Origin of the sequence: Coprococcus sp. AF16-5, from assembly GCF_003479365.1 — a bacterium.
GTDB lineage: Bacteria > Bacillota > Clostridia > Lachnospirales > Lachnospiraceae > Coprococcus > Coprococcus aceti.
The window spans coordinates 628519-642041 of the sequence record NZ_QUGZ01000002.1 but is presented as its reverse complement, the minus strand read 5'-3'; the positions used below and the strand labels follow the sequence as shown (position 1 = coordinate 642041).

Below are 13523 nucleotides of genomic sequence, written 5' to 3'. Positions count from 1 at the left end.
CCCAGGCACCATAAGCTTCCTTATACGCCCAGTCCGCAATGTGTGTGGTATGTCTCATTCGCCGGAATTCTCCGGGACTATACACCCAACATATTATATTGTCACAATTACCCCAATCTTATCAACGCTCATGTTCTATGTCAACCTGAAGCAATCAAGTCAAAGAGCACAAAATTTTATCTTTTTCGCAAAAAAGCACCTAAAATAACACCAATTCCCAGAAGAGGGGATACTGTGATATCTGCAATCGGTAGCGCGGACTACCGAGCTTCGATGCTTCCTGCCGAGGTGTAAGCAGCAACGCCCTTATCGCTGCTGGAAGCGCATATAACGCAAATGTCCTTCCTCACACAACGTAAGACCCGCTTGGTAATATATATATCCGACAATCGGTAGCGCAGACGTCTGTGCTTCGATGGTGCTTGCTGGTGCGCAGATCCGCCGACGCCCAGCCCCGAAACCTCAATAGCACCAATGAAGTCAGAAGGCCGGCCAATGTAGGTGAGGGGGTACTGTGATATCTGCAATCGGTAGCGCGGACTACAAAGCTTCGCTGCTTCCTGCCGAGGTGTAAGCAGCAACGCCCTTATCGCTGCTGGAACCGAGTGTATATGGAAGTAAATCGAAGCGACAGTAGTCAAGCGTGATTGAAGATACCACAGTACCCCCTCACTAATGGGCCAGCCTTCGTCCGTCCTCACAACAATTTCTTAAAATCCTCCAGGCAAACCGGTCTGGAGAAATGATATCCCTGATAGTAAGTGGAACCATACCTATGAAGGTAATCGAACAGTGCCTTGTCCTCGACACCTTCAATGCAGCTCTTGTATCCGAGTTGATGTGCACAGGACACAACCGCCTGTACAAGGACCTGATTAGGCTTGCTCTCCTGTATTCCCCTGACAAATGACATATCGACCTTAAGCTCATCTATCGGTAATTCCGTGAGCAGATTTAGGGTAGCATTTCCCGTTCCAAAATCATCGATAGCGATCTTTATTCCAAGTTTCCTGAAATATTCCAGCTCATTTTTCAGAAATGCTATATCCATATTCTTACATCTCTCTGTGAGCTCTATGCACAAATACTCAGGAGGGAACTTCGTCTTTTTTAATATATCCACAACAGCCTGCCTAAATCCATGATTCTCAAGCTGAGTCGCTGATATATTGACATTCACCACAAAATCAGGTCTGATCTTGCGGATCTCCATACCATCCGTGAGTGCCTGCTCTATTATCCAGTTGCCAAGTTCAAAGAAACACGGCTCCATCTCAAGCCACGGTATAAATATTCCCGGTGGAACCACTCCAAATTCCTTGTGTTTCCATCTGAGAAGAGCCTCCATACCTATTATGTGTCCCGTCTCGGAATTTGCTATAGGCTGATAGCACATGAAAAAGCCTTCCATGTTGTTTGCCACACATTTGTGTATTGTGCTGTACAGCTGCAGTCTCATTCTATCATTGTCCTTGATCTCCTCATTGAAGAATACAAGTTCACCATGATGATCCTCCTTGGATCTCTCCAGGGCATATTCCACACTGCTCTTTATCACGTCCTCATCGGCTCCTACATGGTCATATATCAGACCACCTCCGTACAATTTAAGCGGGATCGATGTGCCGCTCAGACCCACATTGTCAAGTGCAAGATTCTGTACATGTCTGTATACCTCTTTGAGTTCCTGTTTGGTATACACGTTTGAACAAATCGCAAATTTTGCACCGTCAAGTCTGAACACGAGTCCCTTTCCACCGACGACATTTTTGAGCTTTGTGGCAAAATCCTTAAGAACAGCATTGCCATATGCATATCCATACATCATATTGATACTGTTGAACATGGATATTCCTATTGCCAGAATGCTCATCATCTGCTTGTTTCTCAAATGTATTGATATATACTTGGTATACTCATGCTGATTGTGCAGGTTAGTCACCGGATCAACCCCATCTATGACACCGTGGTTTATGACAGTGCCCACAAAGAACTCCGGATCACCATTTTCTTTCTTGGTTATGAAACCTCTGCAGGTGCAGACCACATATTCACCATTTTTGTTTCTCATTCTATATTCTACATCATGATACTTTTTGCGCCCCGCAAATACCTCTGTAATATCCTGTTCAAATATTGCTCTGTCATCTGGATGTATAAGCTTCTCCCACACTTTCTGTGTATCATATATGTATTGCCCCGGAAGCCCAAAGTAATCCACCGCACTTGCAGACCATTTTGTAACATTCGTATCGAGATCATCCATAAATATATAATTTCTGAGTGTTGTAGCTGCAAGGGCATCAAATATCCTGTCTGTCTTTCCAAGATTCCTGTAATGCGGGACTCCATCCTTTGTAGTTCCTACAGCTATATTTGCCTCATTCTCCACGCTCTCGCGCCTCTTGACCTCAGGATGCTTCGAATAGAATCTCTTCTTATCCTCATACATCAGTCTTTCGGCTTCGTTCATTATCTTGTCTATGGAATCAGCCTCAGCCTTCCAGACTGCGCCGAACGCAACCGGAGCCTCCTCCTGCTCATCAATTACCTCTTTATATCTGGCGATCATTGAGTTAAACGACTGCTCAGCAATATCCATAATGATGACAACAAATTCATCGCCACTTATCCTGTAACATGCATTTTCGCCAAAATGCTGTGCCAACATCTGCGATACCCTCTGAAGATATAGATCTCCTTCTTTATGTCCATAATGATCATTCACGTACTTCAATTTGTTCACATCGTTGAATACGAATCCGACCGACCGCTTATCATTTCGGTCTGCATACGCGTCGCACAGAATGTTAAATGCATTTCTATTGCCGAGACGAGTGAGTGTATCCTTGTAACTGTAAAATTCCAACAGCTCCTGTTTCTCTATGCTCTCAGAATACTCCTCATGTATATCCCTCGTATAAAGATAGAATACCTTATTGTCATCTCTATAGTCAGCAGTAGGTATGACCTCTGTCATCACCCATCTGTACACCATATCCATTTTACGCTTATATCTAATGGTAAATCTGTCATGTCCACTCGCAAAATATTTTATGAGAAACTCAGGAGACAGGCACTTTCTTACCCTGTCCACATCGTCAGGGAATATCTCACCGCCTATAGTCATGTCTTTCATATACTCTCCAAGGCAGTCATGCTTAACCTCATCTCTGCTTCTTATATATCCGCCTCTCAATGTCTCGCAAATATTGTGCGTCACATCAATCCTGAATATACGCCTGTATACCCTTGTCAGTGTCCTGAGACTATCCTCCAGCACCAGGGTGTCAAGGCTGACTGCCCTCATGCCGAACACAACCCATTGTCCGTCCTCTCTCGGCTCTTTCTCAGCTTCTATATCCATGGAAACCCACTCATAGTCCTCGCCAAGTCTCAATCTAAACCTGAAATTACGCACGATGGATCTGGCTCCGGCTTCTATGAGTGCTTTGACATGCTTCATATCACACATATATGCAAATTCTCTGACTTCATCAGGATGACAGCAGTCCAGTCCCTTGTTATCCTTAAAATAGGAAGATACGTCAGAGGTACTTTTATAATTATCTGCATTCTTGTCCACACTGATAACACTCACATACTCCCCAGTATCAATGTTGACCAGCGCCAGTTTCACATAATTATCATATAATATGTTCTGTATATGTTCTTTGTAGTATTGTTTATCAAGTGATACTTCTTTCAAAAGATCCCTCCTTGCAGCAGCATCCAGCCTGCCATATATTCCCACGCAACCGTTTCCATTATAGCATTTACGCCATAATATAAAAAGGATGTTTTAACTAATTACATGTCTAAATAGATAAAAATAGCTGATAAAAAAGTTACACAAACAATTTTACCAGCTATTAATAACCATCAATTAATACAATATTAAATTATTTATACACCAGACAACAGCTCTGTTTATTTGCTCTGACGTTTCTTGTAATCCTCAAGCAGCTCCTTAAACAGCTTATCATGCTCAGGATATGCCTTTCTGATGAACACAAGCTTGTTGTTGCCATCCAGCAGACAATGTGAGCTTGTGCAAAGTGTTCTAAGCTCGCCTGTCTTCTTGTCCACGATCTCATATGAAAACCCTACACGGACACCTGTATACTCCGAAAGACTGACATGTATCAGCACATCATCGCCGAAGTGGCACATACTCTTATACTCAGCCGTCACACCAAGCACAGGAATTATATATCCGTCATCCTCTATAGACTTGTAATCCCAGCCTATCTGCTTCATCCAGTCCAGCCTTGCCTCCTCGATCCATCTGATGTAATTGGAGTGGTGTACTATCTGCATCCTGTCCGTCTCATAATAATAAACCGATCTATCATATGGCTTGATCTTACTCATATCTATCATTTTTCTTCACCTGATTTCTGACTTACTTCCAGTCCTTTTCCTTGATCTCAACACGTCTTACCTTGCCGCTGATGGTCTTTGGCATCTCATCAACGAACTCGATAACTCTAGGTCTCTTGTAGCTTGCGATGTTCTCTTTAAAGTATCTCTTGAGCTCCTTCTTGAGGTTCTCATCGCCAACTGTACCCTCTGTGAGAACTATAGTGGCCTTTATTGCCTGACCTCTTGTGCTGTCAGGTACTGATGTAACTGCACACTCAAGGACATAAGGGATTCTCATGATCTCATTCTCTATCTCGAAAGGTCCTACTCTGTAGCCTGCAACCTTGATGATATCATCCACACGTCCAACGAACCAGAAATATCCATCCTCATCCTGGTAAGCCGTATCACCTGTGTGATAGAAGCCGTCATGCATAACCTCGGCTGTTCTCTGTGGATCCCTGTAGTACTCCATGAACAGTCCGTCCGGCGCACCGTCTGCGATGTTGATGACGATCTCACCTGTCTCACCAGGTGCAGCAAATGTTCCGTCTGCCTTCATGATCCTCACGTCATACATTGGGCTTGCCTTACCCATTGATCCCGGTCTTGGAGTAGTATTCTCAAGGTTACCAATGGTAAGAGTCGTCTCTGTCTGACCAAATCCTTCATATATAGTGAATCCTGTCTTCTCCTTGAATACGTCAAATACCTCAGGGTTAAGTGCCTCACCCGCTGTTGTACAGTATCTGAGGGATGAGAGGTTGTACTTACTCATATCCATACGGATAAGGATTCTGTACAGTGTTGGAGGTGCACAGAATGTTGAGATATTGTACTTCTCTATAAGCTTGAATATAGTGTCCGCACTGAATGTATCAAAGTCAAATACGAATACGCATGCCTCGCACAGCCACTGTCCGTAGAGCTTGCCCCAGAGAGCCTTACCCCAGCCTGTATCTGAAACTGTGAGATGAACCTCACCAGGTTTGTTGCAGTGCCAGTATTTTGCTGTGATGTAATGTCCAAGTGGATACAGATGATTGTGTGCAACCATCTTTGGATGCTCTGTTGTTCCCGATGTGAACATGACGAACAGTATATCATCCTTTCCTCCTACAGCATCCTCGCCTGTAGGTCTTGGAAACTCGGTGCTGCACTCCATGATTCCCTCATCGAAGAAGTTCCAGCCTTCTACTGGATGATTTACAACGATCTTTGTCAGCTTGTCATCAGCAAATGTATCTATGGACGCCGTGATTCCGTCATCTGATGTACACACAACCGCTGATACGCCTGCTGCCTCAATTCTATACTGATAATCTGTTGCCTTTAATATATTTGTCGCCGGTATAGCTATGGCACCGATCTTGTGGAGAGCCATCATGGTGAACCAATACTGATAATGTCTCTTTAACACGAGCATTACCTTGTCACCCTTCCTGATGCCCAGGCTCTTGAAGTAATTGGCTGCCCTGTTGGAATAATCCTTGATATCCTGGAATGTGAATTTCTTCTCGATCGTTCTATCCTTTGATACATAGATGAGCGCTGTCTGATCAGGCTTCCTCTCTGCCAGAGCATCCATTACGTCGTATGCGAAGTTGAAATTCTCGCTGTTGGTGAACTCAATCTTGCTGAGAACTCCATTCTCATCAAGAGCTGACCTCACAAACTTTCCTGCTATTCCCTGCTCTGGTCTCATTTCTGTTGACATGTTAATTTCCTCCATAAACTATAAGTTCTGATAATATATATGGTAAAACGGCTTTTCCGCCTTTTAACGCCGGCGATACATGCCGTTTTTTATCACATTATGTATTAACTTAGTATAAAAAGTCTTCTAAGTTCGTATTTCTATCTAGCAATCAAAATAAACATTACTTTAATTTGCGTTTTCAATTAACTTTACATGTAGTTTCGATTACTACATCCATATATTATCATATCTCTTTGTCATGTCAACAGAAAAATAAAAGTTTTAATTTATTTTCACATATTGGTATTACATTTTGACTGCACAGTTTTTTCCCTCAATCCATAAAAATAAGGCGTGCAGCAATGAATCCCCCCGGATAAGTCCAGTTTCATCTCCATCGCTGCACGTCTTAATTTTCTTATTATTTCATTATATATCACAGTCTCTACTGATCCTGTACCTGCTTGGAATCCTGTGTCTGCTGCCGGCTGTCCCACTGAAGCTTCTTCTTACGCATCTGTGACTTGTATACAAGTATCGCCGTAACCACCGATACACACACAAATATAAGCACACATATCACAAATATCAAAACTGTTGTCATGTCTTTGTCCTCCATGCACTAATCTCTCACCATATCAATCTTGTCTGCTCCCTGCTTCTCAAGATTCTCTGTGATGTTGATATCTGTAGAATTATCAAGGGCTGCCTTTCTGTCACGCATCGCCATGTTCGGATCCCTGTGTCTTGAAGGGCCGCCCACGCAGCCACCTTCACACGCCATACCTTCCATGAAGTCATCCTGGAATCTGTTGAACTTCATGAGAGTCAGTGCCTTCTTACATGCATCTATTCCATCACATTTGCACACCTTAACCTCGTCCTCGCAGCCGAGCTCCTTCATGCTCTCTATGACTGCCGCTGTGACTCCGCCTGCATTTGCAAATTTCTTGCCGAACAGTGTGGACTGGTCGTTATCTTCAGCCTCAGGCTCAAGCTTGACATCCTTTGCTCTCAGCATGGCTCTGATCTCTCCGTATGTCAGCGCATAGTCCGCAGATTCCTTCTCTCCGACTGCGCTCTCCGCCTTCTTGCCGATACAAGGGCCTATGAATACTGTCACGGCATCCTCATAATTCTCCTTGATGTATCTCGATACTGCACACATAGGTGATACGGTCTCAGATACCATGTCTGCCAGCTCAGGGAAATGCTTCTCCACCAGAAGCTTGAATGCAGGACAGCATGAGGTTGTCTTCTTCCTGCCCTCTGCCTTGGCCTCCATCCATTCCTTTGCCTCTGCCATGGCTGTCATGTCGGCACCAAGTCCCACATCCACCGCATCGTAGAAGCCTATCTTCTTCATGGCTGTTCTCCAGCTCGCCATGGTGATATCCGCACCGAACTGTCCGTATGTGGCAGGTGCGAACATGGCAAATACCTTCTTGCCGGCTCTCATGTCATTTATTATATCTACTATATAAGACTTTGATCCGATCGCACCAAATGGGCACTTGTGGATACATGAACCACAGTCTATACATTTGTCCTTGTCTATGACCGCAATACCTGTTCCATTCTCAGCTACAGATATGGCACCAACCGGGCAGCTCTTGATACATGGACGCATCAGATCTGCAATGGCATTGTACGGACATGCTTTGGCACACTGTCCACACTCCTTACACTTTGATGGGTCGATGTAGGACTTGTCACGTCCCATGCTGATGGCACCAAAACGGCACGCCTGCTGGCACGCTCTTCCCATGCACTTCTGGCAGTTATCAGTTACTACGTAACGTGAAATAGGACATCCTTCACAGGCAGAGTTGATGATCTGGACTACATTCCCATCATCCTCTGTTCCAGGGGCTTTGCCCTCGGCAAGTCTGATCCTCTGTCTGATGACCTCCCTCTCTCTGTATATACAACATCTGAAAAATGGCTGTGGACCGGGAACCATCTTATATGGAAGATTGTCCCTCTCATCATCCAGCCTGCCTTCATACGCAAGCTTTGCCACCTCATAAAGCACCTCGTGCTTTACCTTTAATAATGTAGCGTCATTTGTAATCATATGTTAACCTCTACTCATATTATATTGATCTTTGCCCCTGTATACCTAATATGTATACCTCTTAGATCCAGTTATAATCTCCGCCCGTTATAGCCAGGCTGAGCAATGCATCCATCTTCTCTACCTCTTCTGCGCCCTCTACGATCCGCATGAGCTTTGCAGTTTTCTCCTCAGCTTCCATCACACTACCTCCATTTATAACATAATTTTCGTTCAATAACAATCTATGCAATTGACCAAAACCATTTATTTTCATTTGAGGGCAGTTATGCTATAATAAAAAACACTTTTAAATATAGTAATCAATCTTTTATATAAGGAAGGCGAAATACAAATGTACAAGATCAATTTTTCAAAGCCAATCAACGTCCATTTCATGGGAATAGGCGGAATAAGCATGAGCGGTCTCGCAGAGATACTTCTGAAGGCCGGATTCAAGGTTACCGGATCAGATATGAAAGCATCCGAAATCACCGATCAGCTTGCCGACATGGGAGCGCTTATCAACATCGGTCAGTGTGCATCTAACATAACAGACAACATAGATCTGGTCGTATACACAGCAGCCATACATCCTGACAATGAAGAGTTCAAGGCCGCAGTGGAGAAGAACATTCCTATGCTCACCAGAGCCCAGCTTCTCGGCCAGATCATGGAGAATTACAAATATTCCATAGCCGTCAGTGGAACCCACGGCAAGACAACAACGACTTCCATGCTGTCCTACATCCTCATAGATGCGGACACTGATCCTACCATATCAGTCGGAGGAATCCTCGACAGCATCGGCGGCAATATCCGTGTAGGCAAATCTGAATACTTTGTAACAGAGGCATGTGAGTACACCAACAGCTATCACGCATTTAAGCCTTTTATCAGTATCATACTGAACGTGGATGCCGACCACCTTGACTTCTTCAAGGATATAGATGAGATCGCTGAGTCATTCCATGTATTTGCCACCAAGACTCCAAAGGAGGGCCTGGTCATCGTGAACGGCGATATGAAGTATTATGATACCGTTGTCAGAGACCTCGAGTGCCGCGTGGTAACATTTGGAAAGGGCGCACAGAACAAATATTCAGCACACAATATACGATTCGATGACTTCGGCCATCCAACCTATACACTGGTTGTGGACGGCAAAGAGATCACTGACATAACACTCAAGGTATTCGGTGAGCACAACGTATACAACTCACTGTCAGCCATAGCGGCATCCCTTGAACTTGGGATCTCCATAGATGTCATCAAACAGGGACTGTCAGAGTGTGTCGGTGCCGAGAGACGTTTTGAGTACAAGGGAACCATCCTCGACAACGTGAGAGTCATGGATGACTACGCTCACCATCCAACTGAGATAGCAGCCACACTGAAGGCAGCAAAGAACACAAGCTACAACGAACTGTGGTGCGTATTCCAGCCACACACTTACTCAAGAACCTACGCTCTGTTCGATGAGTTTGTAGACGCACTCAAGGTATGTGACCACGTCATCGTGGCAGATATTTATGCAGCCCGAGAGAAGGATACCGGACTTGTCTCAGCAAAGCAACTCGCCGAGAAGATCGCCGAGACGGGTACTGATGCGTTCTATCTTCCATCTTTCGACGATATAGAAAATTATCTCTTAAAAAATTGCAAAAAAAATGATTTGTTGATAACTATGGGCGCCGGAAACGTCTATTCTATCGGAAATGACCTGATAAAAAATTAGTTATCCACATTATCCACACAGCTCTGTGGGAAAGTTTTCCCCACAGAGCTTATATTTTTTGTTGACATAATTTTTACAGAAATATTACAAAGCCCTGTTAAACTATGACTTTTGTATTTTTATGTCACTTTTTCGTCCACATTATCCACATTATCCACATCCCCACCATTTTTCCCAACCGACTATATGTTCTGTTTGCATTCCAAAAAGTTCATGTTATAATGCATTTGCGCTAAGGGAAATGCGCTATTTCAGGAGTATGATCAAGGAGTTTTTTGACATGAGCTACATTACTATTACAACAGAAAAAAACGAAACATATTCCTCTATATCAAACTTTTTTATAGACTATTACATGACCTCCGCCAGCGGAGAGTTTGTTAAGGTATATCTGTATCTGGTCAGACTTATGTCTTCCAGTAAACCCGTGTCTGTCGCCAACATAGCAGATCATTTTAATCTCACAGAGAAGGATATTTGCAGAGCCATAAAATACTGGATAAGCCAGGATGTTATGAAGCTCAACTACAACAAGAAGAAGGAGCTTACAGGAATAACTCTTCTCCCTCTTCACGACAAGGGCAGCTCCTCCGACAGCGGAGTTGACGACCTCTCTATTCTCGGCATGGATTATTCCACCGGAGATGACGATAACAACAGCGAGATCACGGCGACGATCACAGACGAAGACAAGGCCGAGGTGCCGGAGCGCACTCTGCCTGACAAGATAACAGTTACACCAGAATTTCTTAGGAAGAAACAGGAGGACGAGGTTCTCTCTGATATTATGTTTGAGACAGAGGCATATTTTGGCAGACCGCTTTCCATGCCTGAATCAGAAAGTCTCATATACATATACGACCAGCTTGGCTTCTCCCAGGAGCTCATCGAATATCTGATCGAATACTGTCTGACCATGGGCAAGGCAAGCTTCAGATATGCAGAGACCGTAGCCATAGCATGGTATGAAAAAGGAATCGACACGGTTGACAAGGCCAAGGCAGACAGCTCCGCCTACAACCCATTTTACAGAAAGGTCTTCTCTGCACTTGGAATACGCAGAAGCAATCCTACCAGCATAGAGACCGCATACATTGACGCGTGGACAGGTGAGATGAATTTCTCAGAGGATCTTATCCTTCTGGCATGTGAGAAGGCCATAATCTCCAAGCCACAATCCGCCAACTTCGCATATGTCAATGGAATTCTTGAAAACTGGCATAAGAATGGTGTACAATCCATTAGGGATGTCGAACTGCTCGATCAGGAGTTCCTCAAGAAGAAATCAGCGGCCACAGCGCAGCCTGCAGCCACCAGGAATCCGAATGGATTTGCGAACTTCAAGCAGACAGACATGTCCAACCAGTTGGACAAGCTGGAACAGATGCTTGCAGATGAACTCAATCTTGACAAGAGGTAATATATACATATTATGGGCAATATAAATTATGATGATATTTTGTCCCGGCTGAGCAGAATCAGACAGGACAATCTTCGCAGACAGGACAACAGAAAAGCTGAGGTATATGCCAGGATCCCTCGTATAAAGGAGATCGACGATGCCATCGCCCACAGTGCCGTCCAGGCATCAAGGGCAAGGATACTGCATCAGGAAGTGGATGAAGAAGCACTCTCCATGAAGAACCACGCTCTCCGCGATGAGAAGCATCAGCTCATGGCACAGACCGGATACCCTGACGATTATCTGGCACCGATATACAACTGCCCCGCATGCAGAGACAGCGGATATGTAGATGGTAAGCCATGTTCATGTCTGAAACACATGGTCATCAGCCAGTTGTACCAGCAGTCCACCATAGAGAAGGTGCTGGAGACGGAGAATTTTGCCAGCTTCAATCCTGATTTCTACAGAGATGAACACATTGCTGGCTACAATTACACTCCTTACCAGAATGCACAGAGCATATTGTCTGCATCAAGACAGTTCACAGAGAATTTTCAGGACAGCAGACCGGGCATTCTTATATATGGAGAGACCGGAACAGGCAAAACCTTCCTGACAAATTGTATCGCTAAGGAACTTTTAGACAAAGGTTATACAGTTTTATACTTGTCGGCGATAAATTTATTTGATAATATCTTACAGGACATTATAATAAAGGGTGGTCATGAACCGCATCAGAAGATGCTGTATGACTACATATATAACTGCGATTTTCTTATAATTGACGATCTGGGCACAGAGTACACCAACTCATTTGTCCTGTCTCAGTTATTTGAGATTATAAATACGAGAACTATCAAGAGACAGTCTACTCTCATTTCTACCAATCTTGATCTGCAGGAATTCAAGAACAGGTATACAGAGCGTATCATGTCACGAATAGTTGATAGCTATCTCATCTTCAATCTCTACGGAGATAACATCCGCTATGTAAAAAGAATGAAAAGCATAGCCAGGAACAAAAGGTAGACAACGAAAGCAGATTAGGAGGATTTTTATTATGCCAGACGATAGCAAGTTGGAAACAATACCTGTAGGAAGCTTAGGAATCATTGCTCATAAGAGCATTGTACCTCTCGGAGAGAAGGTCGATTCTTATATCGTAAAATGGAGAAAGAACCGTCAGAACGAGAACAAGTCAAGCATCGTATTCCACGGTTACGAGAAGGACTCTTACCTTATCAAGGCAGACTGCCCTAGATTTGGTTCAGGTGAGGCAAAGGGTATTGTCAACGAGTCAGTCCGCGGTAAAGACATATATATCATGCTTGATGTAGGAAACTATAGCTGCACATACACCATGGGTGGCCAGACTCAGAGAATGTCTCCTGACGATCACTATGCTGATCTGAAGAGAATCATCTCTGCCATGACAGACAAGCCTAGAAAGATCACTGTCATCATGCCTTTCCTGTATGAGAGCCGTCAGCACAAGAGATCAGGACGCGAGTCCCTCGACTGTGCAGTTATGCTCCAGGAGCTTCAGCAGTATGGTGTAGACAACATCGTTACATTTGACGCTCACGACCCACGTGTTGTAAATGCTATTCCAAAGAGCGGTTTCGAGAACGTAAAGCCTACTTACCAGTTTGTAAAGGCACTTCTTAGATCAACTCCTGATCTTGAGATAGATAACGACCACATGATGGTTATATCACCTGACGAGGGTGCTATGCACAGAGCTATCTACTTCGCTAACCTTCTCGGTGTAGATGTAGGTATGTTCTACAAGAGAAGAGATTACTCAAGAGTTGTGGACGGACGTAATCCTATCGTTGCCCATGAGTTCCTCGGTGATTCAGTTGAAGGCAAGGATGTTATCATCATCGACGACATGATCGCATCAGGCGAGAGTATGATAGATGTTGCCAAGCAGCTCAAGGCAAGAAAGGCTAAGAGAGTATTTGCACTTGCTACATTTGGTCTCTTCACCAAGGGTCTTGAGGTATTTGACAAGTGTCACGAGGAAGGTCTCATTGAGAAGGTCATCACAACCAACCTCACTTATCAGCTTCCTGAGCTTGCAGACCGCGACTGGTATGTATCAGCCGACATGAGCAAGTACATTGCACTCATTATCGATCACCTCAACCACGATGCATCTCTCAGCGATCTTCTTGATCCATCAGAGAGAATCAGTGCGAGAATTGCTGAGTACAAGGAGAAGCACACTATCTCAGATAACTACGAGAATTACTAA

9 protein-coding genes are annotated in these 13523 nt (G+C 44.2%); 4 read left to right on the top strand and 5 right to left on the bottom strand.

Features of this window, described 5'->3' with window-relative positions:
- Positions 1 to 697: 697 nt before the first annotated feature.
- The 5 genes from DWW70_RS07710 to DWW70_RS07695 all read right to left on the bottom strand — a co-directional run bounded on the left by DWW70_RS07710 (position 698) and on the right by DWW70_RS07695 (position 8141).
- Positions 698 to 3709: a bifunctional diguanylate cyclase/phosphodiesterase gene (locus DWW70_RS07710; RefSeq protein ID WP_147360143.1), complete on the bottom strand. Its 3012-nt coding sequence runs from the start codon at positions 3707 to 3709 to the stop codon at positions 698 to 700.
- 221 nt (positions 3710 to 3930) lie between these two features.
- The gene (locus tag DWW70_RS07705) at positions 3931 to 4383 is read right to left on the bottom strand and encodes an acyl-CoA thioesterase (protein WP_015534573.1); all 453 of its coding nucleotides are present in this window, start codon (positions 4381 to 4383) and stop codon (positions 3931 to 3933) included.
- Between the two features lie 22 nt (positions 4384 to 4405).
- Positions 4406 to 6082, bottom strand: coding sequence for an AMP-binding protein (locus DWW70_RS07700; protein WP_015534572.1), 1677 nt, complete (start codon positions 6080 to 6082; stop codon positions 4406 to 4408).
- 427 nt (positions 6083 to 6509) lie between these two features.
- Positions 6510 to 6668, bottom strand: a complete 159-nt coding sequence (locus tag DWW70_RS14980) for a hypothetical protein (RefSeq protein ID WP_165852775.1) — start codon at positions 6666 to 6668, stop codon at positions 6510 to 6512.
- Between the two features lie 18 nt (positions 6669 to 6686).
- Positions 6687 to 8141, bottom strand: a complete 1455-nt coding sequence (locus DWW70_RS07695) for a 4Fe-4S dicluster domain-containing protein (protein WP_118649586.1) — start codon at positions 8139 to 8141, stop codon at positions 6687 to 6689.
- 334 nt (positions 8142 to 8475) lie between these two features.
- Here DWW70_RS07695 and murC point away from each other — a divergent pair, with 334 nt between their 5' ends.
- The 4 genes from murC to DWW70_RS07675 all read left to right on the top strand — a co-directional run bounded on the left by murC (position 8476) and on the right by DWW70_RS07675 (position 13523).
- Positions 8476 to 9858, top strand: coding sequence for a UDP-N-acetylmuramate--L-alanine ligase (gene murC, locus DWW70_RS07690; RefSeq protein WP_015534568.1), 1383 nt, complete (start codon positions 8476 to 8478; stop codon positions 9856 to 9858).
- Positions 9859 to 10138: 280 nt separating this feature from the next.
- Positions 10139 to 11278, top strand: a complete 1140-nt coding sequence (locus tag DWW70_RS07685; RefSeq protein ID WP_118649665.1) for a DnaD domain protein — start codon at positions 10139 to 10141, stop codon at positions 11276 to 11278.
- A gap of 12 nt (positions 11279 to 11290) precedes the next feature.
- Positions 11291 to 12292, top strand: a complete 1002-nt coding sequence (locus DWW70_RS07680; protein WP_015534566.1) for an ATP-binding protein — start codon at positions 11291 to 11293, stop codon at positions 12290 to 12292.
- Between the two features lie 31 nt (positions 12293 to 12323).
- A complete protein-coding gene (locus tag DWW70_RS07675) occupies positions 12324 to 13523 on the top strand; it encodes a ribose-phosphate pyrophosphokinase (protein ID WP_015534565.1) in 1200 nt (399 codons plus the stop codon).